We start from the raw sequence: 24,373 nt of genomic DNA, 5'->3' as shown, positions 1-24,373 counted from the left end.
ATGAACGTGAAAACTGAGTTGTCAAAAGATCATAGACTCATACGTACTGTGCCTTTTGAAGATGACGTAAGTATTAAAGTGGCATGAAAAAATTATGACAATACGGGCTTTCCATGAGTCCGGACCCCTCTGTGACAGGTGCCCCCACCCCCGGCGCGTGTTTGTATCACTGCGGTAACATTCAACCTCAGCCGCTTTGATACCTTTCGGGTCTGGCTGACAGCGTCAACAGCGACGCCTTTGACTGCGCCACACCCATGAATGCACCCACCACGCTCCAACATTTGATGCAAGCCGACGCCGATGCGCCGCGCTTGCGCGAGATTCCTTACAACTACACCAGCTTTTCAGACCGTGAAATTGTGCTGCGCTTGCTGGGCGAGTCGGCTTGGGACCTGTTGAACCAGTTGCGCCGGGAGCGCGGGACGGGCCGCTCTGCCCGCATGCTGTATGAAGTGCTGGGGGACATTTGGGTGGTGGAGCGCAACCCCTATTTGCAAGACGACCTGCTGGACAACCCGGCCCGCCGCAAACTGTTGGTGGAAGCTTTGCAGCACCGCTTGGGCGAGGTGCAAAAGCGCCGCACCCCGAGCGTGGACGCCACCCGCGACGCCTTGGTCGGCCAATTGCTGGCCATGGCCGCCCAGTCCGTGACGCAGTTCAATGAGCGCTTTGGCCGCATGGCCAAGCTGCGCAGCCAGGTGCAAAAGACGTTGGGCCGCTTGACGGCCAAAGACAACATCAAGTTCGATGGCCTCTCCCGCGTTAGCCACGTGACCGATGCCACCGACTGGCGCGTGGAATACCCCTTTGTGGTGCTGACCCCTGACTCAGAAGAAGAAATGGCGGGTCTGGTCAAGGGCTGTATCGACCTGGGCCTGACCATCGTGCCCCGGGGCGGCGGCACGGGCTACACCGGTGGTGCGATCCCGTTGACCTGGAAGAGCGCGGTGATGAACACCGAAAAACTCGAAGCCATGACCGAGGTCGAGATGTTCGACCTGCCCGGCGTGGCCCACCCGATTCCCACCATCTGGACCGAAGCCGGTGTGGTCACCCAGCGCGTGGCCGATGCGGCCGAGCGCGGTGGTTTTGTGTTCGCGGTCGACCCAACTTCTGCCGAAGCCAGCTGCATTGGCGGCAACATCGCCATGAACGCGGGCGGCAAAAAGGCGGTGCTCTGGGGGACAGCCCTCGACAACCTGGCCAGCTGGCGCATGGTCACCCCCGACGCCGAATGGCTGGATGTGGTTCGCATGGACCACAACATGGGCAAGATCCACGACGCCGAAGTCGCCACGTTTGAGTTGCGCTACTTCAAAGCCGATGGCAAAACCCCGATCCGCACCGAAACCTTGGTCATCCCCGGCAAAACCTTCCGCAAGGAAGGCCTGGGCAAGGACGTGACCGACAAGTTCCTCTCGGGCCTGCCGGGGGTGCAAAAAGAAGGCTGCGACGGCTTGATCACCAGCGCCCGCTGGGTCATGCACCGCATGCCCACGCACACCCGCACGGTGTGCATGGAGTTCTTTGGCCACGCCCGAGAGGCAGTGCCCAGCATCGTCGAGATCAAAGATTTCATGTTTGCCGAGCAAAAGCGCACCGGCACCGTGATGGCAGGCTTGGAGCATTTGGACGACCGCTATTTGCGGGCGGTGGGTTATTCCACCAAGAGCAAGCGTGGTGGTTTCCCCAAAATGGTGTTGATCGGTGACATCGCCGGTGACAACGCCGACGACGTGGCCAAGGCGACATCCGAGATCGTCCGCATTGCCAACTCGCGCAGCGGCGAAGGCTTCATTGCCATCAGCCCCGAGGCGCGCAAAAAGTTCTGGTTGGACCGTAAGAAGACCGCCGCCATTTCGCGCCACACCAACGCCTTCAAGGTCAACGAAGACGTGGTGATTCCGCTGCCGCGCATGGCCGAGTACACCGATGGCATCGAGCGCATCAACATCGAGTTGAGTCTGCGCAACAAGCTCAAGCTGTGCCGCGAAATCGAAGCCTTTTTGGAGCGGGGCAACCTGCCTTTGGGCAAGCAAGACGACGCCAACGACATCCCGTCGGCCGAGTTGCTGGAAGACCGCGTGGCGCAAGCCTTGACGGTGGTGCGCGAGGTGCGTGATCAATGGCAAGGTTGGTTGACTGATGTCGACACGCTGTTCCCTCAGCTGCAAGAGCACAGCCTGCGCGCCAGCTGGAAGACGCAAATCCGTCCGGCGTTCCAGAACATCTTTTCGGGCTCGGCCTTTTTGCCGATCCTGAATGAGGTCATTGCCATTCACCAGCGCGTTCTCAAGGGTCGTGTGTGGGTGGCACTGCACATGCACGCCGGTGACGGCAATGTGCACACCAACATTCCGGTCAACTCCGACAACTACGAGATGCTGCAAACCGCGCACGAAGCGGTGGCCCGCATCATGGTGCTGGCGCGCAGCTTGGACGGCGTGATCTCGGGCGAGCACGGCATTGGTATCACAAAGCTGGAGTTTTTGACCGACGCCGAGTTGGCCAACTTCACGGCTTACAAAGCCAAAGTGGACCCCGAAGGACGCTTCAACAAAGGCAAGTTGCTGCGCGGGGCTGCCCTGACTGGCTTGGGTGACGATGTGCACGCGGCCGACCTGACGCACGCCTACACCCCCAGCTTTGGCCTGATGGGCCACGAGTCGTTGATCATGCAGCAGTCGGACATTGGCGCGATTGCGGCCAGTGTGAAAGATTGCCTGCGCTGCGGCAAGTGCAAACCCGTGTGTGCCACCCATGTGCCGCGCGCCAATTTGCTGTACAGCCCGCGCAACAAAATTTTGGCCACCTCTTTGTTGGTCGAGGCTTTCCTTTACGAAGAGCAAACCCGCCGTGGCATCTCTATCAAGCACTGGCAGGAATTTGAAGACGTGGCAGACCACTGCACCGTATGCCACAAGTGTCTGTCGCCTTGCCCGGTCAACATCGACTTTGGCGAGGTGTCGATGAACATGCGCAACCTGTTGCGCAAGATGGGGCAAAAGACCTTTCGTCCCGGTAATGCGGCGGCCATGTTCATGCTGAACGCCACCAACCCCGAAACCATCAAGCTCGCGCGCTTGGCCATGGTCGATGTGGGGATGCGGGCGCAGCGCTTCGTAGCCGGCTTGCTCAAAGGCGTGGCCCGTAAGCAAACCAGCGCACCGCCCGCCTCGGTGGGCACGGCGCCCATCAAAGAGCAGGTGATTCACTTCATCAACAAGAAGATGCCCGGCAACTTGCCCAAAAAGACAGCGCGTGCCTTGTTGGACATCGAAGACAACGATTACGTGCCCATCATTCGCAACCCCCAGACCACCACGTCGGAGACGGAAGCGGTGTTCTATTTCCCTGGGTGCGGTTCGGAGCGTTTGTTCAGCCAAGTGGGCTTGGCCACCCAAGCCATGCTCTGGCATGTGGGCGTGCAGACGGTGCTTCCGCCAGGCTATTTGTGTTGCGGTTACCCGCAAAAAGGTTCGGGCCAATTCGACAAGGCCGAAAAAATCATCACCGACAACAGGGTGCTGTTCCACCGCGTGGCCAACACACTCAATTACCTCGACATCAAAACAGTGGTGGTGAGCTGCGGCACCTGTTATGACCAGTTACAAGGCTATGAGTTCGACAAAATTTTCCCCGGCTGCCGCATCATTGACATCCATGAGTTCTTGCTGGAAAAAGGCATGAAGCTGGACGCGGGCGGGGCCTATCTTTACCATGATCCTTGCCACACGCCCATGAAGCTGCAAGAGCCCATGAAGACTGTCAAGGCCTTGATGGGCGACAACGTGCTGGAGAGTAAACGCTGTTGCGGCGAGTCGGGCACTTTGGGCGTGTCGCGCCCGGACATTTCGACCCAGGTGCGCTTTCGCAAGGAAGAAGAGCTGCTCAAAGGCGAAGCCGCATTGCGCAACAGCGGCGCGCTGGCGCCACAGGCGAATGTGAAGATTTTGACCAGCTGCCCCAGCTGCCTGCAAGGCTTGTCTCGCTTTGGCGATGACATGAAAAATGGCCTGCTCGAAGCGGACTACATCGTGGTCGAAATGGCCAAGCACATCCTGGGTGAAGAGTGGATGCCCGAGTACGTGAGCGCTGCCAACGCAGGCGGCATAGAGCGTGTGCTGGTGTAAACCCAGCGCAAAAAACGACAGCAAAATTTCGAAAGCAAATGATGGCCGGATTGAAAAAAGACATGCCCCACCCCGAGTCGCTGACCCTGCACGGTCAGACCCGGGTGCTGGAAATCGGTTTTTCCGATGGAGCGCAGTTCCGCATCCCCTTCGAGCTGATGCGCGTGTACTCTCCCTCGGCCGAAGTGCAAGGCCACGGCCCCGGCCAGGAAGTGCTGCAAACTGGCAAGCGTGAGATCGGCATTGCCGAAATCGAGCCTGTGGGCAATTACGCCGTGAAACCCACCTTCACGGATGGGCACGAATCGGGCCTATTCACTTGGGAATACCTGTACTTTTTGGGCGACCAAGAAACCGCTCTTTGGAAGCAGTACGAAGACCGCCTGCAGGCCGCGGGCATGAGTCGCGACGCGCCCATGATCGAAGCTTCAGCGGGCGGCAGCTGCGGTCACAAACATTGAGGGCACAGGCATGAGCAGCACTCACTTCGGTTTCAAAACCGTCGACGAGACCGAAAAAGCCAAGCACGTGCGTGGCGTGTTCAACTCGGTCGCGTCCAAATACGATGTGATGAACGACCTGATGTCCATGGGCCTGCACCGCGTGTGGAAGGCTTACACCGTGCAGGTGGCCAACCTCAAAGAGGGCGATCAGGTACTGGATATTGCGGGTGGCACGGGCGACTTGGCCATGGCGTTTGCCAAAAAGGTGGGCGCCACCGGCCGCGTGGTGCACACCGACATCAACGAAGCCATGCTCTCCACCGGGCGTGATCGCCTGGTCGACCAAGGCTTGGCCTTGCCCACGCTGGTGTGCGATGCCGAAAAGCTGCCCTTTCCAGATGCCCACTTCAACGTGGTCAGCGTGGCCTTTGGCCTGCGCAACATGACGCACAAGGATGTCGCGCTCAAGGAAATGTGTCGCGTGCTCAAGCCCGGCGGCAAATTGCTGGTACTGGAGTTCTCCAAGGTGGCCAAGCCGCTGGAAAAAGCCTACGACTGGTACAGCTTCAATATCCTGCCCAATTTGGGCAAGTTGGTGGCGGGCGACGCTGACAGTTACCGCTACCTCGCCGAATCGATTCGGATGCACCCAGGACAGGAAGATCTGAAAACCCTTATTAAAAATGCCGGATTTGGGCATGTGGATTTTCACAACTTGTCGGCGGGGGTGGTAGCCTTGCATATGGGCATCAAATGTTGAAGCCTGAAAACCGAATTTACTGAGATGGAGACACCATGAACAGCAAACTTGTAACCCTGATGCTCGCTGGCGTGATGGCCTTGGGCAGTCTGAATGCCGAGGCTGCACGCCGCATGGGTGGCGGCAAGTCTGTCGGACAGCAATCCAACCAAGTGACCAAGCGCGATGCCGCACCCCAAACACCGGCTGCACCCGCGCAAAACGCGGCACCTGCCAACGCTGCCAAACCCGGTGCTGCGCCTGCCGCGGCTGCGCCCAAGCGCCCATGGGGCGCCATGTTGGGTGGCTTGGCTGCTGGTCTGGGTTTGGCTTGGTTGGCCAGCTCACTCGGTATGGGTGAAGCCTTTGGCAACATCTTGATGGCTTTGTTGATTGGCGTAGCCGTCATCGCCGTGATTGGCATGATCATGCGGGCCCGCCGAGGGGGTGCTGCTCAGACGGCTGGTAACGGAGGTCTGGCTTACCAAGGTGCAGGTGCCTCGGCTGAAAACCCTGCCACCTACAAACAATACAGCCCTCAAAACGTCGGCAACGATGCTTCAGCCCGCCCATGGGAAGGTCAAAGCACCCGTTTTGACAGCTCTGCTGCCGCATCATCGACCGGCTCCATGATCGGTTCGGGCATTGGCTCTGGCCTGGGTGGATCGGAGACCTGGGGCATTCCCGCTGGTTTTGATGTCGACAACTTCTTGACGGCCGCAAAGCGTAACTTCGTGACCTTGCAAGACGCCTGGGACCGCTCGGACATCAGCGCTCTGCGCTCCATGATGACCGATACCATGGTGTTGGAAATTCGCAACCAGTTGTCTGAGCGCGAAGCACAGTTTCCCGGACAGCCCAACAAGACTGAAGTGGTCATGCTCGAGGCTCAACTTTTAGGGATTGAAGAGCAGGCCGATGCCTACCTGGCCAGCGTCGAGTTCAACGGAATGATCCGCGAAGATGCAGCTTCCGGCCCCAGCCCATTCCGTGAAGTCTGGAACATGACCAAATCCAAGCAAGGTGGTGGCTGGTTGGTGGCTGGCGTGCAAGCGCTGCAATAAAGCCCGCCCCCTAGGGGTGGCCTGTACTTTCGGGAATAATCGGGGACTATGGCAACACAGTCCCCTTTTTCATGGGCCGCTCAGGCTCTCCCCGATGTGGTCAACCGCCTTGCGGCCAACTTCCAGCCTCCGGCTTGGGTGGTGGACGAGAGCGTCAACCGCCTTGTTTTGTTCCTTAACCATGTGCTGATGAGCGAGCCTGAGGCCATGGCCCGATTGGCCCGCCAAAAAGGGCAACGCATCGAGCTGGTCTGGGACCGCATGCAACTGCAACTGACGCCAACACCTGCAGGATTGCTGGAGCGAGGCCGCTTTGAAGGCTTTGACCTGCGCCTCACGGTGACCGAAGAATCGCCTGTCTCACTCGCCTCGGCATTGGCCCGGGGTGACAAACCCAAAGTCCGCATCGAAGGCGATGTGCAACTGGCTGCCGAGGTCAACTGGTTGATCGACCATGTGCGCTGGGATGCCGAAGAGGATCTGGCCCGCATGATCGGCGACGCCCCAGCCCACACCATGGCGCAAGCCGCGCGACAGGCCATGGCAGCTTTGCGCAGTTTTGTCGCCCAGCGGCCAGGCACCGGGCTGCGCACGGGCAGCGCAGCATGAAGCGCTGGGGCCGTTTCGGTCGAGGCGCTTTCATCGTTTTCATCGTCTTGCGCTACGGCCTTGACGAGTTGGTGCTGTCAAGCTTTCAAAAACCCTGGATCCGCCTGTTGGCCCGCGTGCTCTCGTTAGGCCGTGATTTGCGCTCGCCCCGAGGGGTGCGTCTGCGCGAAGCGCTCGAACGCTTGGGCCCGATTTTTGTGAAATTCGGCCAAGTGTTGTCCACGCGTCGTGACTTGCTGGCGCCCGATATCGCAGAGGAGTTGGCCAAGCTGCAAGACCGGGTCCCGCCTTTCAGCTCGGCCATCGCGGTGGCGTCGATCGAGCGGGCTTTCAACCGCAAGGTGGATGACATTTTCGAGACTTTTGAGCGCGAGCCTGTGGCCAGTGCTTCGATCGCGCAAGTGCACTTTGCCACTTTGCGTGGCAAAGGGGGCGTGTTGCGCGAGGTGGCGATCAAGGTCTTGCGACCGGGCATGCTGCCTGTCATTGACAAAGACCTGAGCCTCATGCGCATGATGGCCGGCTGGGTGGAGAGTCTGAGCGCTGATGGCAAACGCCTCAAGCCTCGCGAAGTGGTGGCTGAATTTGACAAATACCTGCACGACGAGCTGGACTTGGTGCGTGAAGCGGCCAACGCCGCGCAGTTGCGCCGCAACATGCAAGGGCTTGATCTGGTGCTGATCCCCGAGATGATCTGGGACTTTTGCCACCCCGAGGTCATCGTCATGGAGCGCATGCATGGCGTGCCCATCAGCCAGGTGGACCGTTTGCGTGCAGCGGGCGTGGACATCCCCAAACTGGCCCGCGATGGTGTGACCCTGTTTTTCACGCAAGTCTTTCGCGATGGATTTTTCCACGCCGACATGCACCCCGGCAACATCCAGGTCAGCTTGGCGCCCGAGACCTTCGGCCGCTACATCTCGCTGGACTTTGGCATCGTGGGCACGCTCACCGAGTACGACAAAGAATATCTGGCGCAAAACTTCACTGCGTTTTTCCGCCGCGACTACAAGCGCGTGGCCGAGCTGCACATCGAGTCCGGCTGGGTTCCGCCCGAGACGCGGGTGGACGAGCTGGAGTCGGCCATCCGCGCCGTCTGCGAGCCTTACTTTGACCGCCCACTCAAGGAAATTTCGCTGGGCATGGTGCTGATGCGCCTGTTCCAGACCTCGCGCCGCTTTCAGGTCGAGATCCAGCCGCAGCTGGTGCTGCTGCAAAAGACCCTGCTCAACATTGAGGGCCTCGGTCGCGATCTGGACCCTGAGCTGGACCTGTGGAGCACGGCCAAGCCTTTCCTCGAAAAATGGATGCTGGCGCAAATCGGTCCCAAAAAGCTGTGGGAAGAACTCAAGTCGCAGGCGCCGCTCTACGCCAAACTGCTGCCGCAGTTGCCTCGATTGCTGCACGGCTATTTGCAGCAGCCGCAGAAAAACGATACGCGGCAGATCGAGCAGTTGTTGACCGAGCAACGCCGAACCAACAAATTGCTGCAAACCCTGATTTACGCAGGTATGGGCTTTGTGTTCTCCTTGCTGGTTATGCAGGTGGGCATGCACCTGCATCTTTTCTCATAAGTCCCGATCTTGGAGGGTACGAAGGTGCTGCTGACTTTTGTGATCGCTTATTTGGCCGTGACCATCGGCATCGGCTTGTTGGCTGCGCGCCGGGTTCACGGGGCCAAGGATTACCTGGTGGCAGGGCGCAGTTTGCCCCTTTACATGAATGTGGCCACCGTGTTCGCCACCTGGTTCGGGGCTGAGACCGTCTTGTCGGTGTCGGCCACCTTTGCCAAAGACGGCCTGAACGGTATTCCCGGTGACCCGTTTGGTGCCACCGTCTGCCTGGTGCTGGCGGCTTTGTTGTTCGCCAAGTTGTTTTACCGCCTGAACCTGCTGACCATCGGCGACTTCTACAAGGTGCGCTACGGCAAGTCGGTCGAAGTACTGACGAGCGTGGCGATTGTTCTGTCTTATCTGGGTTGGACCTCGGCGCAGTTGACGGCGTTGGGCTTGGTTATCCATGTGCTCTCGTCCGGGGCCATTGAACTGAACCACGCCATCATGCTGGGCGCGGCCGTGGTGCTGGTCTACACCGTGTTTGGCGGCATGTGGTCGGTGGCTTTCACCGATTTGTTTCAGACCGTGGTGATCGTGGTGGGCCTGATTTCGGTGGCTTTGCTGGTGGGCGGTAATGCGGGCGGATTTGACAAAGTCATTGCCCAAGCCGCAGCCGATGGCAAGTTCGACATGTTCCCAGCCGACATGGACGCTGCCGCTTGGTGGGCCATGGCGGGTGCGTTCTTTGCGTTTGCCTTTGGTTCCATCCCCCAGCAGGATGTGTTTCAGCGCATGACCAGTGCCAAGGACGAAAAAACCGCCGTGCGCGGCACGCTCATCGGGGGCTTGATGTACTTCGTGATCGCTTTCATCCCCCTGTACATCGCTTATGCGGCGCTGATCGCCCACCCCGAGCTCAAGGCCTTGTTCGAGTCGGAAGACGCCCGCACCATCCAGCGCATCCTGCCCGATCTGGTGCTGGGTCAGATGCCCATGTGGGCGCAGATCCTGTTCTTTGGCGCTTTGCTCTCAGCCATTTTGTCGACTGCCAGCGGGGCTTTGCTAGCCCCCACGGCCACCTTCACCGAGAAGGTGCTCAAGCCTTTTGTGCCCCACATGAGCGACCGCCAGTTCTTGCTGCTCTTACGCGTCATTTTGGTCGCCTTCACGGCTTGCGCCTTGTTGTTCGCCATGAACAGCACAAGCACCATGTATGAGATGGTGCAAAACGCCTACAACGTCACCCTGACCGGGGCCTTTGTGCCTCTGATGGCGGGTGCTTTTTGGCGGCGCGCCAACACCCAAGGTGCTTTGTGCTCGGTGGTGCTGGGTGTGGGCACTTGGCTGGCATTCAACTTTCTGGCACCCGAGACTCTGGTGCCTGCCAACTTGCTGGGTTTGGCGGCTTCCTTTGTCGGCATGCTGCTGGGTTCTCTCGCCCCAGCGCTGATTGCGAATCGGGGACAGTCCTTGGCCAGCGCCTTGGGTCACGCCGATAAAGACTCATCTGTCAATTGATTAGACACAGCCGCTGCACACGAAGCGTTGGCAGCGAGAATCGGTCAGGCCTTGAAGGGCCATGCCAAGCCTATAATTGAAGGTTTTCTTGCATCACCTTCAAAGGCTCTCACATGCCCATTTACGCCTACAAATGCGACGCCTGCGGCCATGCCAAGGATGTTCTGCAAAAAATGAGCGACTCGCCGTTGACCGATTGCCCTGTTTGCGGTGCGCCGAAATTCAACAAACAGCTGACAGCGCCAGGCTTTCAACTCAAAGGCACGGGTTGGTACGCCACTGATTTCAAAGGTGGCGGCACTGCAGCCCCTGCGGTGCCTGCTGCAGCCGACGCTGTGGCATCACCCTCAGCACCTGCACCTGCCGTATCTACGGGCGGTGACGCGGCGTCTCCCTCGACCACCTCCAGCAGTGCCGGGGCCTGTGCGGCCTCTTGCGCCTGCCATTGATTTTTTGAGCCCTGAACTCAACGATTGCCTCTCCATGAAAAAACGCAGCTTCAAACAGTACTTCATCACCGGCTTGCTGGTGTGGCTGCCTATGGGTATCACGGTGTGGGTGCTCATGTGGTTGGTGGGCATGCTCGACGCCATTTTCCTGGTCGTGCTGCATGCTGCCGATACGCTGATTCCCGGCGTGCACGCCAGTGCCGAATACCTGCGCAGCGTGCCCGGTTTGGGCGTGGCCATCGTGGCATTGGTGATCTTCGCCACCGGCGTATTTGTGGCCAACATGTTTGGCCAGTGGGCCCTGCGCAAATGGCACGGCCTGATGAACCGCATTCCCGTGGTGCGCAGCATCTACACCAGCGTCAAGCAGGTGGCCGACACCTTGTTTTCGGGCAGTGGCCATGCCTTCTCGAAGGCCTTGCTGGTGCAGTATCCGCGGCATGGTTCTTGGACCATCGCCTTCCTCACGGGAACACCCGAAGGTGAAGTGGCGAGCCACTTCGATCAGCCCTTGGTCAGCGTTTATGTGCCCACCACGCCCAACCCGACGTCTGGCTTCTTTTTGATGATGCCCAAAGCCGAAGTGATCGAATTGGATATGAGCGTTGACGATGCTTTGAAGTACATCATCTCGATGGGTGTGGTCGTGCCCGGCACCCCTGTCCCGAAGCCACCTGCATCTCAGCCCCAGTTGGGCTGACGCCTTTTCCCGAATCCTTTTCCTGCGAATCCTGAAAGTCCCACAACATGTCCATGCGTTCCCACTATTGCGGTCTGGTGACCGAAGCCCTAACCGGTCAAGCCGTGAGCCTGTGCGGCTGGGTCAACCGCCGCCGTGACCACGGCGGTGTGATCTTTATTGACCTGCGCGACCGCGAAGGTTATGTGCAGGTGGTGTGCGACCCGGACCGCCCAGACATGTTCAAGGTGGCCGAAGAAGTGCGCAACGAATACTGCGTGCAGATCAAAGGCATCGTGCGTGCCCGCCCCGATGGCACAACCAACGAAGGCCTCAAAAGCGGCAAGATCGAGGTGCTGTGCCATGAGCTGATCGTCCTGAACGAGTCGGTCACGCCTCCGTTTCAGATCGACGAAGATAACCTGTCCGAGACGACCCGCCTGACGCACCGCGTGCTGGACCTGCGCCGCCCGTACATGCAAAACAACCTGATGCTGCGCTACAAAGTGGCCATGGAAGTGCGCAAGTACCTGGATGAAAACGGCTTTGTCGACATCGAAACCCCCATGCTCACCAAGAGCACGCCCGAAGGTGCGCGTGATTATCTGGTGCCCAGCCGCGTGCACGATGGCCAGTTTTTTGCCTTGCCCCAGTCGCCCCAGTTGTTCAAGCAATTGCTCATGGTGGCGGGCTACGACCGCTATTACCAGATCACCAAGTGCTTTCGCGACGAAGACTTGCGTGCTGACCGCCAGCCCGAATTCACCCAGATCGATATCGAAACATCGTTCCTGACTGAAGAAGAAATTCGCGACATGTTCCAAAGCATGATCGAGCGCGTGTTCCAAAAAACCATCGGCGTTGACTTGGGCAAATTCCCGGTCATGACCTACCAAGACGCCATGCACATTTATGGCTCTGACAAGCCCGACCTGCGCGTGAAGTTGAAGTTCACAGAAGTCACCGATGTCATGGGCGATGTGGACTTCAAAGTGTTCTCGGGCGCGGCCAACATGAAGGGCGGCCGTGTGGTGGCCCTGCGCGTGCCGGGTGGTTCGGTCGAAGGCGGTGGCATCAGCCGCGGCGAGATCGACGCCTACACCGAGTTCGTCAAAATCTACGGCGCCAAGGGACTGGCCTACATCCGTGTCAACGACCTGTCCAAGGGTCGTGACGGTCTGCAATCGCCTATCGTCAAAAACATCCACGACACAGCGCTCAACGCCGTCTTGGAGCGTTCGGGTGCACAAAACGGCGACCTGATTTTCTTTGGTGCCGACAAGGAAAAAATCGTCAATGACGCCATCGGTGCGCTGCGCATCAAGATCGGCCACAGCGTGTTCGGCAAAGCCAACGGTTTGTTCGAAAACCGTTGGGCCCCGCTGTGGGTGGTCGACTTTCCGATGTTCGAATACGACGATGAAAACCAGCGCTACACCGCTGTGCACCACCCCTTCACCGCGCCCAAAGACGGTCACGAAGACTGGATGGTCACCGCCCCCGAGAAGTGCATCTCCAAGGGCTACGACATGGTGTTGAACGGATGGGAGATGGGCGGCGGCTCGGTGCGTATCCACCGCGCTGATGTGCAGCAAAAAGTATTTGACGCCCTTAAGATCACCCCCGAAGAAGCGCAGCTCAAGTTCGGCTTCTTGCTCGACGCCCTGCAATACGGTGCGCCTCCTCACGGCGGCTTGGCCTTCGGTCTGGACCGCATCGTCACGCTCATGACCGGTGCCGAGTCCATCCGCGACGTGATTGCTTTCCCCAAGACCCAACGCGCTCAGTGCTTGTTGACCCAAGCCCCCAGCCCGGTGGACGAAAAGCAGTTGCGTGAATTGCACATCCGCTTGCGCAATCTGGATGCGGTCAAAACAGCGTAATCTGCCCCAGACCCGCCAAAAGCCAACGCCACCTTCGGGTGGCGTTGGCTTTTTGGGTTCACGCTTGTGGGCAGTTCAGGCGGGGCCGCGGACGCATCGCCCGTGGGCCAGGTCGGATTGACATACAAAAAAGGCTCCAAAACCGAAGTCTTGAAGCCTTAGATGTCTTAACCAGCGCTAAGCTAGTTTAGAAATTTTGTAACGGCATTACTGCTGTTGACTGGGTTTGCAGGGCTTAGTAGCCGCCGCGACCGCCGCCGCCACCGCCGTAGCCGCCACCGCCGGAGCGATCGCCACCACCACCGCCGTAGCCGCCGCCGCCGGAGCGTCCGCCACCACCGCCGCCGCCGTAGCCGCCACCGCCGGAGCGGTCACCGCCACCGCCACCACCACCGTAACCGCCACCACCACCGAAACCACCGGTGCGAGGAGGACGTGCCTCCATCGGACGGGCTTCGTTCACAGTGATGCTGCGGCCACCCAAAGATTGACCGTTCATGCCAGCGATAGCGGCTTGGGCTTCGGCATCGCTGCCCATTTCCACAAAACCGAAACCTTTAGAGCGGCCTGTGTCGCGCTCCATCATGACTTTGGCGCTGGTGATGGCGCCGAATTCGCCGAAAGCCTGCTGCAGGTCTTCGTCGCGAACGGTGTACGGCAGGTTGCCGACGTAAAGTTTATTGCCCATGGGGACTCCTGAAAAACACATGAAAACAAAAGCGATGGGGTCCCGAAAGCACAACAAACCTGAAAAGTGCCGCCGTAGCGCGCGAAACTGACCGATCACCTCAAATGTGACGTTTTATTAACGTGCACTATCAGATTATGGGGCATAGCGTCAAAATAGCACCAAATTTTGTCAATGTTTCGTGATTAACCTTGTTTTTAAGAGCCCTCATGTGTCTTTTAACACCACGAGTGCGCTGCTAGAGAGGTCAAGCCCATTGGCCAGACCTCGTAGTCAGACCTGACCGACTTCAGCGCCAAACACCAGTGCGCACCAACTCTTGCCGCACCAAACCCTGATATCGCAGGTTGTGGACAGGCGTAACCGAGTGGTAGGCGGCCACGCCAAACCAGGTGTTGCCGTGGACAAGCATGACGCGTTTGAGATGCCAGGCTGCCACATGCGTGGCCACGCAGGGGTCCAGCAGCCGATCGGGCGTGATGCCCCATTGCGACAGTTCACGAAAGTGAATCGAGTTGATTTGGGCCATGCCCACATCGATGCTGCCATTGCGGTTGCGATTTACCACATGGGGGCGCATGCCCGACTCGACTTGCAAGATGGCCCTCAGGATGTGCGGGTTGACACCATGGCGTTGCGCGGCCGGCATGAGGCATTGGTCAGCAGCCGGCTTGGCTTCGGTCGGGGTTTGGGCATGGGCTGCGGCGTGCGCCCACGTCAGCACACACATGCAAAAGGCAGCAGGATGCTGAAAGTCAAATCGCAACAAGGTAGGGGGCACTCAAGGTTCGTGAAGATCGGGCAAATCAGCTCTTGTTTGTGCATCGGCACGGCGACAGTTCTCTTGAGCCCCAAGCCCGCCGGACGAGCAGGCGGCCTCATCACCAGACCTCAGAGCTGGTGCACCGATGCCAGCGGCAGAAAGGCAGGCTTTTCGTAGTCGGCGATCAGCCAAGCGCGCTCGGTGTTTTGACCCACTCGCGCCAAATACGCTTGAAGGCTACGGATGGAGGCCTGATCCAACGAGACGAAAGGCTGGTCCAGCAGAGTGACCGTGGCGCCGCTGGCCAGCGCTGTCACCAGGCCCACTTTGCGGCGACTACCGGTCGACAGCATGTTGAGCCTTTTGTCCAGGTGTGGGGCCAACTGCAAGGTCTCGACCAGTTCTTTTTGCGTGGCGTCAGACCAGGCGGGTAAAGACACGCGAAAGTGCGCCCAGCATTGCGCGGGTGTATCGCTGTCGTGCAGCGGCAAACGCAGGTCGGTCCAAAAAACCGCCGAATGCCGGGGCAGGACCAAAGGGGTGGCCTCGCACATCAGGCGCAGCTGCCCTGCAGTGGGTGCCAAATCACCGCTGAGCAAGCGCATCAAGCTGGTCTTGCCCGTGCCCTCGTCGCCCAGCAAGGCGGAAAGACCTGCAGGCAATTGCAGGTTGAAATCGCGGAAAAACGGCAGTTCGGCCGGTCCTCCGCTGAGGCCGGTGACGCTCAGTACAGTGTTCATGGCCTTTGGGACGTGGTCAGCAGACTGTTTCAGCATGACCTGCATGCTAGCAGCAGGCCCAACGGAGACCGCGCGTTTGGAATTTGGCAACAATTGAATCGTACTTTTGCACATTGAAACAAATTATTTTTAATGTTTTATATTAGTAAATACAATTCTTAATAGTTCAATTGTCGAATAACGGAAAAATAATCATGTGCACAAGCAATTTGTTGGAAGTCGGCGAAAAGACAAAAACAGTCTTGCCGAATTTGAGGAGCAAAATGGGCGTGCTCGGTGTCATATTGGCCATGTTCTCTGGCTCAGCCGTTTGGGCCCTGGATGCGCCCCAAGGGCCAGTGGTTCTGAAGGTATCGGGTCTGATCGAGGCACATAACCAGGGCAAAGTGGCGGTTTTAGACATGAAGGCTTTGCAGGCTTTGCCGCAAAAAAGCCTCACCACCCGGACACCTTGGGATCAAAAGCCCGTGACCTTCAGCGGCCCCTTGCTGCGCGATGTCTTGCAGCTGGTCAAGGCCAAAGGCCAGCACATCCGGGCGGTGGCGCTCAACGATTACCGTGTGAAGTTGCCCGTGTCCGATGCGCGTGATCACGATGTGGTGGTGGCTGTGCTCATGAATGGCCAAGCGATCCCGGTGCGCACCAAAGGGCCTTTGTTCATCGTCTACCCCTTCGACGCCAAAAAAGAACTCCAGCACAAGACCTACTACGAGCGCTCCATCTGGCAGCTCAAAGCCATTGAGGTGAAGTGATGCAAACGCGCGACACCACGCCTGAGACTCCAGGCCTGAAAGGCCTTGCACCGTCTCGTTTCTTTTGGGGCCTGGCCTTCGTGGCGGTCCTGGTGATTTCTGCATTGGTGGTGGCCACTACCGTGCAATGGCGTCAAGCACAGGCGCTGGAAGCTGCTGCGCGGCTGCAGGACGACTCTTTCACGGCCATCACCACCAATCTGGAGCGCGAGTTGTGGCGTTTTAATGCGGCCATGATGCGTGCAGACCTCGCTCGGCCGGGCATGACCCCGCCGGACTTTGCAGCGGAGCGGTCTTTGCGCTTTGATATTTTGGTCAGCCGTGTCGATTTGTTGCTCAACAGTCCCAGTCTTGAACGCGTGCACCACCGCGAGGAATACACCGCCTTGGCCCCCCGTTTGGTCAGCTGGGTGGCCAGATCCACCCCCTTGGCCGATGGGCAAGACTGGGCATCACCCGCGTGGTCTGAGCTCATGACAGAGCTTCAGCAAATGGCGCCTGAGGTTCAGGCCCTGAACTCAGCCTCGGACATTGTCATGGGCGAATGGGTACAAAAACAAGTGGCCACTGTGCGCGAACAAAGCCAATGGATCGCCTGGCTAACGTTGGCGCAGATCCTGGGTTTGGTGTTGGGCGCTGTGGGCTTGTATGCGCATGAGCGCAAGCAAACCCAAGCACAAAGGGCGCAGCAACTTTTGTATGCCCAGTTGTTGCAAGCCAAAGAACAAGCCGAAAGCGCCAATCAAGGAAAAAGTCGTTTTCTCGCCAACATGAGTCACGAGTTGCGCACACCTTTCAACGGCATATTGGGCATGCTGGGATTGCTCGAGAAAACCCAGACCGGATCCGAACAGGCCGATTTGATTCAGACCGCCATGGGCAGCGCATCCCACTTGTTGGCTGTGCTCAACGATGTGCTGGAGGTCTCGGCCCTGGAGTCCGGCAAAATTCAAGTGAACCCGGAACCCACGGACATGGAAGACTTTTTGCAGCAAGTGCAAAGTTTCATGCGGGTGCAAGCGATCAACAAAGGCTTGCAACTGCAACTGACGGGCGAACTGCACAAGCCGCGTGTCGTGATGCTCGACCCTTTGCGCTTGCGGCAAATTCTGTTCAATGTGCTCGGCAATGCCATCAAGTACACCGATCAGGGGCAGGTCGATATCCGTGTTCGCCGTGAATCGCTGAGCGATGGCGTGCAGTGGCAGATCGACATCGCCGACACCGGCATCGGCATGAGCGATGCCACCCAACAAGGTTTGTTTGAGCGCTTTCATTGGGGCGACGCCTCACTGACGCGCAAACAATCGGGATCGGGTTTGGGACTGGAGATATCCAGATCCTTGGCCCGCCTGATGGGCGGCGAGTTGAGTGCCCGCAGCCAGTTGGGCCAAGGCTCGGTGTTCACCCTGAGCTTGAGAACCCCTTGGGCAGATCAGTCGACCGCACCTGCCCCAGCAACCCCTGCAGGGGCCAGCCCGGTCCATGACGCCGCCCATCAAGTCTCAGCCACTGAGCCCTTGCGTGTTCTGGTGGCGGAAGACCATCCGGTCAACCGCAAAGTGGTGGGCTTGTTGCTGCAAAGCATGGGCCATCAGGTCAGTTTTGCCGAGGACGGCCAACAAGCGCTCACGCAGGCCAGTCAGTCCGATTTCGATCTGGTGTTGATGGACATTCACATGCCCGTCATGGATGGCCTGAGCAGTGCCCGCCAGATTCGTGCCCTGACTGGAGCGCGGGGGCAGGTGCCCATCGTGGCACTCACGGCCGATGTGATGAACGACGCGGCTGAACAGGCCACGGCTGCTGGCATGAACGCCTTTTTGTCCAAACCCCTGCAAAAAACACAGTTGTTGGCGGTCATGCCGCACAAACGTCGCCAAGCTTGATGCACGCCGTGCTGCGCAACGCAGTGTCAGTCAAGGGGCTGACTACAATGAATTGAACTTCTGGTCATTCATTTGGCGTCTGCCCCGTCCATGTTGCAACCGCTCCACCCATCGCCTGCTGCTTTCAAAATCCCGGAGTCGGTGCTGGTCGTCATTTACACACCTGAGCAAGACGTCTTGCTGATCCGACGCACCGACTGGGGCACCTGGCAATCGGTCACGGGCAGCAAAGACCACCCCGAAGAAAGCTGGCTCGACACAGCCATCCGCGAAGTGCAGGAAGAAACAGGCATCGACGCCTGCCACCCGAGTTGCCACCTGCAAGACTGGCAACTGGAAAACGTGTACGACATTTACCCCGCTTGGCGCTGGCGCTATGCGCCCGAAGTCAGCCGCAACACCGAGCGGGTGTTTGGCCTGTGTGTGCCGCAACGCATGCCTGTGTTGCTCAGCCCGCGCGAGCACACCGAAGCGCAATGGTTGCCCTGGCAAGCTGCGGCCGACCAGTGTTTTTCCCCCTCCAACGCTGAAGCCATCCTGATGCTGCCGCGTTTTCTACCGAAAATCCCGGCATGAAGCCAGAACGCCACGAACACCCGGTTTTGCGAGTGGCCACTTACAACATCCACAAAGGCGTACAAGGCCTGGGGCCGGCCCGGCGGCTGGAGATCCACAACTTGGGCCATGCGGTGGAGCAGCTCGACGCCGACATCGTGTGCCTGCAAGAGGTGCGCCGCGAGCACCGTCGCGAGGCGGCATATTTCAGGCACTGGCCCAGTCAGCCACAAGCCGAGTATTTGGCTCCCGAAGGTTACGAGGTTGTCTACCGCACCAACGCCATCACGCGCCATGGCGAGCACGGCAACGCTTTGCTCTCGCGCTGGCCTGTGCTTTCGCACCAGCACCGCGACATCTCGGACCACCGCTTTGAGCAACGCGGTTTTTTGCACATCCAGGTGGAGGTGGTGGACCGTGTGGTGCATGTGTTGGTGGTGCACTTGGGGCTGGTGCCCGCCAGCCGCGTGCGCCAAGTGGCCTTGCTGCTGGCCCACATTTCGAAAGACATCCCGGACCACGAGCCGGTGCTGGTGGCAGGCGACTTCAATGACTGGGGCACCGGTCTGGGGCGGCGCATGGCGCAGGCCGGGTTTCGGGAATGGCGCGAGCAGCCCACACCCACTTACCCCTCGCGCTTGCCTTTGAACCAGCTCGACCATGTGTACGCCCGGGGCCTCACGCCTGTGCACGCCATGGTGCCATCGGGGCGCATCTGGCAGCGCATGTCTGACCATTTGCCACTGGTGGCTGAATTTGCCTGGAACGACTGAGCATGCGGCACAACCCAGCGCTGCGCGACGGCCATCAGATCCGCCTTATTGAGGGGGGGCAAGATTACTTTGAGGCCTTGGTCACAGCACTCGACCAAGCCCGCTCGCATGTGCTGTTGGAAACTTATATTTTTGACCTCCACGGGGCTGCCGTGCAAGTGGCCGAGGCGCTGGAGCGGGCTGCCTTGCGCGGCGTGCGTGTGTGGCTGGTGGTCGACGGTGTGGGCACGCCCCAGCTGCCAGAGGTCTGGCGCGCGCGCTTTGCCCAATCGGGGGTGGATTGGCGCGTGTATGCCCCCTTGGGCACCATGGGCTTGCTCCTTCCCAGCCGCTGGCGTCGGCTGCACCGCAAACTGTGCGTGGTAGACGGGCGCACCGCTTTTTGTGGCGGCATCAACATCCTGGACGATTGGTACGACCCACACCACGGCAGCCTGGCCCGGCCCCGGCTGGACTTCGCGGTCAGTGCGCAGGGCGAACTGGTGGGTCTCATCCAAGACAGCATGACCCAACTGTGGTGGCGTTTGCAAGGCGCAAAAAACGCCCGCGAACGCAAGCTTCCACAGGCGCTGCACTCGTTCAGAACAGCGGGTCTGCCGCTGCCCTGGAAGCAGCCGCTGCCCTTGCCCGATGGCTCACCACCGCCCAGCCGGGCGGCTTTGCTGCTGCGCGACAACGTGCTGCACCGCACCCAGATCGAGCGCGCCTACCTCAAGGCCATTGGTCTGGCCCGGCACGAAGTGCTGATCGCCAACGCCTATTTTTTGCCGGGGCGCAGGTTGCGTCAGGCTTTGGTACACGCCGCCCGGCGTGGCGTGCGCGTGCGCTTGCTGCTGCAAGGGCGTTATGAATACTTCATGCAATACCACGCAGCCCGTCCGGTCTACGGCACCTTGTTGGCCGCAGGGGTTGAGATCTACGAATACGACGCGAGTTTTTTACACGCCAAAGTGGCCGTGGTGGACCCCGACAACGAGCGTCCTTGGGCCACGGTGGGCTCGTCCAACCTGGACCCCCTCAGCCTCCTGCTGGCGCGAGAGGCCAATGTGGTGGTGGCCGACCGCCTGTTTGCGCAACAACTGCACCGGCGCTTGATTCAGGTGATTGCGTCACAAAGCACGCCTGTTTCAGCCACATTTGGCCAAAGGCATTGGCGCCAGCGACTGCGCGATCGCCTGGCTTTTGGCCTCATGCGCATGGCACTTTTCCTCACAGGGCACCGGTATTGAAGGGCGGGTAGAAAGCAGACAAAGAAGAAAAGGGGCCAAACCCCCTGATCGCTGTGCGCCGATCAATCGCTGTTACGATCAACTCCCATGTTAATGAAATCTACAGACGCCATGACTGCTTCTGCTGCCACGCCCGAAGACGAGGGTGTTCCTGTATCGGTGAAGATCCGCGAGCGCATCCAGGCTGCCCGCAAACGTTTCCACGCCAACGACAACATTGCTGAATTCATTGAACCCGGCGAGCTGGAAAAGTTGCTCGACGAGGTCGCCGCCAAGATGGCGGGCGTGCTCGATAGCTTGGTGATTGACACCGTGAACGACCACAACACCGGCGACACCGCCCGCCGTGTGGCCAAGATGTATCTGAAAGAAGTGTTCAAGGGCCGCTATGTCGAAGGCCCTGAGATCACCGAATTCCCCAACGCCGAACACCTGAATGAGCTGATGATCGTCGGCCCCATCACCGTGCGCAGCGCTTGCAGTCACCACTTTTGCCCTGTCATTGGCAAGATATGGATCGGCGTGCTGCCCAACGAACACACCAACGTGATTGGCCTGTCCAAGTACGCCCGCCTGGCCGAATGGATCATGGGGCGCCCGCAAATTCAAGAAGAGGCCGTGGTTCAACTGGCTGACTTGATTCAGCGCAAAACCCAGCCCGATGGTTTGGCCATCGTCATGGAGGCCAGCCACTACTGCATGGGCTGGCGCGGCGTGAAGGACATGGACAGCAAGATGATCAACTCGGTCATGCGCGGTGCCTTCCTCAAAGACGTGAATCTGCGCCGCGAATTTTTGTCACTGATTCCCGGAAGGAGTTGACACCATGTTGGTCCGTTTGCTTTACGCCAGCCGCACGGTCGATCCCAGTGCCGAGACCATCGATGCCATCTTGGCCCAATCTCGCCAGTTCAACCCGAGCAGCGGGATCACCGGCATACTGTGTTACGGCGGCGGCATCTTTTTGCAGGCCATCGAAGGTGGGCGCAATGCGGTGAGCGAGCTCTATGGTCACATCCAGAAAGATGCGCGTCACAAGGATGTGGTGCTGTTGCATTACGAAGAAATTTCTGAGCGCCGCTTCGGCGGCTGGACTATGGGCTTGGTCGACGCCTCGCGGGTGAACACCAACATCTTGCTCAAATATTCCGAGCGGGCAGAGCTGGATCCGTACAACGTGTCTGGAAAAGTCTCACTGGCCTTGCTCGAAGAACTCATGGCCACCGCGTCCATCATCGGGCGCGCTTAAATCCCCTTCACCCCAAGCCCCGCAAGGGGCTTTTTCACGCCCATGCCCCTGAGTGCGCTTGCCCTGGTCGTTCTGGCGGGTTTCATCCATGCCTGTTGGAACATTGCGGCCAAAAAAGCCGGTGGCGACGTGCGCTTTATCGCCTTCACTTCGGTGGTGCTGATGGTGTTTTGGGCACCTGTGGGCCTGTGGGTGGGTTGGGCGCAGGTGACAGCCTGGGGTCTGCAGGAGTGGGGCTTGGTGCTGGCCAGCGCCTTGCTGCACATTGTTTATTTCATCGTGTTGTTGCGCGGCTACCGCAAGGCAGACCTGACGGTGGTTTACCCGCTGGCGCGGGGCTCGGGGCCGCTGCTGTCGTCCATGGTAGCGATTTTCTTCTTGGGTGAGCAAATTTCGGCGCTGGGCCTGATCGGCATTTTGGGCGTGGTGGGTGGCGTGTTTTTGATCGCGGGCGGCCCGGGGCTTTGGCAAGCCGCGCAAGACCCGCTCCAGCAAGTGCGTGTGCGCACCGGCATTTTTTATGGCGGCATCACGGGCTTGTTCATCGCCAGTTACACCGTGGTCGATGGCTATGCCATCAAGGTGGCGCTGATGTCGCCCATTTTGGTGGAGTATTTTGGCAACCTGTTGCGCCTGGTTTTTTTGACACCCACTTTGCTGCGCGACCGTCCGGCCGTGTGGGCGCTGTGGTTGCAGCAAAGGCGCTACGCCTTGATCGTCGGCATCTTCAGCCCCGTGTCTTACGTGCTGGTGCTGTACGCCCTGCAGGTGGCACCGCTGTCGCATGTGGCCCCAGCGCGAGAGGTGTCCATGCTGTTTGCCGCCTTGTTGGGGGGGCACTTGCTGGGCGAAAAAGACCGTGGCCCGCGCATCGCAGGTGCCGTGCTGATTGCAGCAGGTGTCATGGCCTTGGGGTGGTGAGATGAACGCCGTGTCATTGATCGGTTGCGATTTTTCCAGCAGCCCATCCAAACGCAAACCCATCGTGCTGGCGCTGGGGCAAGCCCGGCAGGGCAGGGTGCAACTGCAGGCGCTGCAAACCTGTGACACGCTGGTCGCGTTTGGCAACTGGTTGGTACAGCCTGCCGATTGGGTAGGCGGTTTTGACTTGCCTTTTGGCCTGCCGCGTGAACTGGTCGAAACCCTGGACTGGCCCACCGATTGGGCCGCCTGCATGGACCATTACTGCGCGCTGGAACGCGCCCAAATTCGCGAGCAGTTTGCGGCGTTTTGCAACGCCCGCCCCGTAGGCGGCAAGTTTGCCCACCGCGCCGCCGACCGGCCCGCTGGATCCAGCCCTTCCATGAAATGGGTCAACCCGCCCGTGGCCTACATGCTGCACGCGGGTGTGCCGCTTTTGCGCCATGCGGGCGTGCACTTGCCAGGGTTGCACGCGGGCGATGTACGCCGCGTGGCGCTGGAAGCCTACCCCGGCCTGCTCGCGCGTGAGGTGCTGGGCAACCAAAGCTACAAGAGTGACGACAAAGCCAAGCAAACTACCGAGCGACTGCTGGCGCGGCGCGAACTGATGAGCGCGCTGGAACGCGGCCAAACCCGCCTGGGCCTGCGCCTGGTGGCCAGCAATGCGCTGCTGGGGCGCCTGGCCGATGACGCCAGCGGAGATTCCCTCGACGCCACCCTGTGCCTGATGCAAGCGGCCTGGGCGCAGCAACAGCACGAAGCCGGGCACCCTCAATACGGGCTGCCGCCGTTTGACCCGCTGGAGGGGTGGATCGTTACCTGTTGACGCAGATCCAATACGGACCAACTGGGGGACAGTTTTCGGTTGGTGTCTAAAAGCTGAAAAATGTTTTTAAAAGTCTGTGTCTCAAACTGGCGATTGCGTCTTGAGCCAATCACGCAGCACAGCGTTCATGCGGGTTTGCCAGCCGGGACCTCCTGCGCGAAAGGCGGCTAGCACGTCACGATCAAAGCGTATGGTTGTGGATTCTTTGTCGCTGCCTGTGGGGCGTCCGCGTTGTCGGCGGTAGGTTTCGATGCCCGCCTGCATTTCTTCACGCGTCAGCGGTCGATCGTCTTCATCCTCACCGTCCCATACATAGGGTGTTGCGGCCTGGGCACGGGTTTTCTGCGTCTTGCTTTTGCCCATGACAGAGGCCTCACGCAATTCAGTGCTCGTCATTGAAGTCGTTTTCAAGCCAGTCATGGTAAGCGGTCCTTTCTATTTCACTCGCGGGTCTGAAGCTCATGATCCTCATCGAGTTTTCACGCGAGACATGCACCACAGTCAATACCGCCAGCACATCGAACACGTAGGCCAATGATTGGGTCCTTAGCTCCCGGTTTCGCACGCTCTGCACATCAAGGCGATACAGGCTTTCCAGCACTGCAACGGCGTCAATGAAGTCCAAACCGTGCTTGTCCAAATTAGTTTGCCGTTTTTCTGGGTCCCAAAGTACGTGCATGGCGGTGCATTTATTGTAGTAACGTTAATATTGAAGTCAAGCAGAGTAAATGAAATATGGGTTCAATTGGCTCGATGTTAAATTTTAAAAATGTATACTTTTAAATCAGTAGTGTCCGGTTAAAAAGTGAATAAATTCAACTGGTTAGCGTCGGACGGGTTGTCGATTGTGTTGCCATCGAGCTGCAAGGCGCTTGAAACCTCGGTTTTCTCGAATACCGAGACCGACAAGAT

Annotated in this window: 24 protein-coding genes; 19 read left to right on the top strand and 5 right to left on the bottom strand. The window is 59.1% G+C overall.

The annotated features are described in order from the left end of the window. Nucleotides 1-257: 257 nt before the first annotated feature. From B9Z49_RS10880 to aspS, 10 genes are all read left to right on the top strand, one after another. Nucleotides 258-4,136, top strand: coding sequence for a DUF3683 domain-containing protein (locus tag B9Z49_RS10880; RefSeq protein WP_108353472.1), 3,879 nt, complete (start codon nt 258-260; stop codon nt 4,134-4,136). A 41-nt stretch (nt 4,137-4,177) separates the two neighbouring features. Then, the gene (locus B9Z49_RS10875; protein WP_108353624.1) at nt 4,178-4,597 is read left to right on the top strand and encodes a gamma-butyrobetaine hydroxylase-like domain-containing protein; all 420 of its coding nucleotides are present in this window, start codon (nt 4,178-4,180) and stop codon (nt 4,595-4,597) included. A gap of 10 nt (nt 4,598-4,607) precedes the next feature. Continuing rightward, nucleotides 4,608-5,339, top strand: coding sequence for a bifunctional demethylmenaquinone methyltransferase/2-methoxy-6-polyprenyl-1,4-benzoquinol methylase UbiE (ubiE, locus tag B9Z49_RS10870; protein WP_108353471.1), 732 nt, complete (start codon nt 4,608-4,610; stop codon nt 5,337-5,339). A 35-nt stretch (nt 5,340-5,374) separates the two neighbouring features. Beyond that, nucleotides 5,375-6,382 (top strand): Tim44 domain-containing protein, encoded by a 1,008-nt coding sequence (locus B9Z49_RS10865; protein WP_108353470.1) that lies wholly within the window; start codon nt 5,375-5,377, stop codon nt 6,380-6,382. A 48-nt stretch (nt 6,383-6,430) separates the two neighbouring features. Next, nucleotides 6,431-6,991, top strand: a complete 561-nt coding sequence (locus B9Z49_RS10860) for a hypothetical protein (protein ID WP_108353469.1) — start codon at nt 6,431-6,433, stop codon at nt 6,989-6,991. Then, nucleotides 6,988-8,565 (top strand): ubiquinone biosynthesis regulatory protein kinase UbiB, encoded by a 1,578-nt coding sequence (gene ubiB / locus B9Z49_RS10855; protein ID WP_108353468.1) that lies wholly within the window; start codon nt 6,988-6,990, stop codon nt 8,563-8,565. The genes B9Z49_RS10860 and ubiB overlap by 4 nt, the downstream gene beginning before the upstream one ends. A 24-nt stretch (nt 8,566-8,589) precedes the next feature. Next, nucleotides 8,590-10,065 carry a sodium:solute symporter family protein gene (locus tag B9Z49_RS10850; RefSeq protein WP_108353623.1) on the top strand — a complete coding sequence of 492 codons (1,476 nt, stop codon included), beginning with the start codon at nt 8,590-8,592 and terminating at the stop codon, nt 10,063-10,065. Between the two features lie 113 nt (nt 10,066-10,178). Continuing rightward, a complete protein-coding gene (locus B9Z49_RS10845; protein ID WP_108353467.1) occupies nt 10,179-10,514 on the top strand; it encodes an FmdB family zinc ribbon protein in 336 nt (111 codons plus the stop codon). Between the two features lie 34 nt (nt 10,515-10,548). Further along, on the top strand, nt 10,549-11,214 hold the full coding sequence (locus B9Z49_RS10840) for a DUF502 domain-containing protein (RefSeq protein ID WP_108353466.1): 666 nt from the start codon (nt 10,549-10,551) through the stop codon (nt 11,212-11,214). Nucleotides 11,215-11,261: 47 nt separating this feature from the next. After that, nucleotides 11,262-13,076: an aspartate--tRNA ligase gene (aspS, locus tag B9Z49_RS10835; protein ID WP_108353465.1), complete on the top strand. Its 1,815-nt coding sequence runs from the start codon at nt 11,262-11,264 to the stop codon at nt 13,074-13,076. Nucleotides 13,077-13,311: 235 nt separating this feature from the next. Here the strand turns inward: aspS and B9Z49_RS10830 are convergent, their stop codons facing one another. From B9Z49_RS10830 to B9Z49_RS10820, 3 genes are all read right to left on the bottom strand, one after another. Beyond that, entirely contained in the window at nt 13,312-13,764 is a 453-nt protein-coding gene (locus B9Z49_RS10830) for an RNA-binding protein (protein ID WP_108353464.1), read from the bottom strand. 289 nt (nt 13,765-14,053) lie between these two features. Next, nucleotides 14,054-14,494, bottom strand: coding sequence for a lytic transglycosylase domain-containing protein (locus B9Z49_RS10825; RefSeq protein ID WP_108353463.1), 441 nt, complete (start codon nt 14,492-14,494; stop codon nt 14,054-14,056). Nucleotides 14,495-14,655: 161 nt separating this feature from the next. Further along, nucleotides 14,656-15,267 (bottom strand): ATP-binding cassette domain-containing protein, encoded by a 612-nt coding sequence (locus tag B9Z49_RS10820; RefSeq protein WP_108353622.1) that lies wholly within the window; start codon nt 15,265-15,267, stop codon nt 14,656-14,658. Nucleotides 15,268-15,530: 263 nt separating this feature from the next. On the opposite strand from B9Z49_RS10820, the gene B9Z49_RS10815 reads away from it, so the two are divergent. From B9Z49_RS10815 to B9Z49_RS10775, 9 genes are all read left to right on the top strand, one after another. Then, entirely contained in the window at nt 15,531-16,019 is a 489-nt protein-coding gene (locus tag B9Z49_RS10815; protein ID WP_108353621.1) for a molybdopterin-dependent oxidoreductase, read from the top strand. Continuing rightward, nucleotides 16,019-17,908 (top strand): response regulator, encoded by a 1,890-nt coding sequence (locus B9Z49_RS10810; protein WP_108353462.1) that lies wholly within the window; start codon nt 16,019-16,021, stop codon nt 17,906-17,908. The genes B9Z49_RS10815 and B9Z49_RS10810 overlap by 1 nt, the downstream gene beginning before the upstream one ends. A gap of 90 nt (nt 17,909-17,998) precedes the next feature. Further along, the gene (gene nudB / locus B9Z49_RS10805; protein WP_108353461.1) at nt 17,999-18,484 is read left to right on the top strand and encodes a dihydroneopterin triphosphate diphosphatase; all 486 of its coding nucleotides are present in this window, start codon (nt 17,999-18,001) and stop codon (nt 18,482-18,484) included. After that, the gene (locus tag B9Z49_RS10800; protein ID WP_108353460.1) at nt 18,481-19,236 is read left to right on the top strand and encodes an endonuclease/exonuclease/phosphatase family protein; all 756 of its coding nucleotides are present in this window, start codon (nt 18,481-18,483) and stop codon (nt 19,234-19,236) included. Before nudB ends, B9Z49_RS10800 begins: the two co-directional genes overlap by 4 nt. 2 nt (nt 19,237-19,238) lie before the next feature. Continuing rightward, entirely contained in the window at nt 19,239-20,465 is a 1,227-nt protein-coding gene (gene clsB / locus B9Z49_RS10795) for a cardiolipin synthase ClsB (protein ID WP_108353459.1), read from the top strand. A gap of 93 nt (nt 20,466-20,558) precedes the next feature. Beyond that, nucleotides 20,559-21,287, top strand: coding sequence for a GTP cyclohydrolase I (folE, locus tag B9Z49_RS10790; RefSeq protein ID WP_369913545.1), 729 nt, complete (start codon nt 20,559-20,561; stop codon nt 21,285-21,287). A gap of 4 nt (nt 21,288-21,291) precedes the next feature. Beyond that, the gene (locus B9Z49_RS10785; RefSeq protein WP_108353457.1) at nt 21,292-21,714 is read left to right on the top strand and encodes a BLUF domain-containing protein; all 423 of its coding nucleotides are present in this window, start codon (nt 21,292-21,294) and stop codon (nt 21,712-21,714) included. Nucleotides 21,715-21,756: 42 nt separating this feature from the next. Next, nucleotides 21,757-22,635 (top strand): DMT family transporter, encoded by an 879-nt coding sequence (locus tag B9Z49_RS10780; RefSeq protein ID WP_108353456.1) that lies wholly within the window; start codon nt 21,757-21,759, stop codon nt 22,633-22,635. A gap of 1 nt (nt 22,636) precedes the next feature. Then, nucleotides 22,637-23,461, top strand: coding sequence for a DUF429 domain-containing protein (locus B9Z49_RS10775; protein ID WP_199225039.1), 825 nt, complete (start codon nt 22,637-22,639; stop codon nt 23,459-23,461). Nucleotides 23,462-23,542: 81 nt separating this feature from the next. Here B9Z49_RS10775 and B9Z49_RS10770 read toward each other — a convergent pair whose 3' ends face one another. Both B9Z49_RS10770 and B9Z49_RS10765 read right to left on the bottom strand, forming a co-directional pair. Beyond that, complete coding sequence (locus B9Z49_RS10770) at nt 23,543-23,857, bottom strand: BrnA antitoxin family protein (protein ID WP_108353455.1); 315 nt, start codon at nt 23,855-23,857, stop codon at nt 23,543-23,545. After that, nucleotides 23,844-24,140, bottom strand: a complete 297-nt coding sequence (locus B9Z49_RS10765) for a BrnT family toxin (RefSeq protein WP_108353454.1) — start codon at nt 24,138-24,140, stop codon at nt 23,844-23,846. Before B9Z49_RS10765 ends, B9Z49_RS10770 begins: the two co-directional genes overlap by 14 nt. Nucleotides 24,141-24,373 lie beyond the last annotated feature (233 nt).

Source organism: Limnohabitans sp. 2KL-51 (genome assembly GCF_003063645.1).
Taxonomy (GTDB): Bacteria; Pseudomonadota; Gammaproteobacteria; order Burkholderiales; family Burkholderiaceae_C; genus Limnohabitans_A.
Note: the sequence above shows the minus strand (reverse complement) of the source record. Positions and strands in the feature narration are given on the sequence as shown.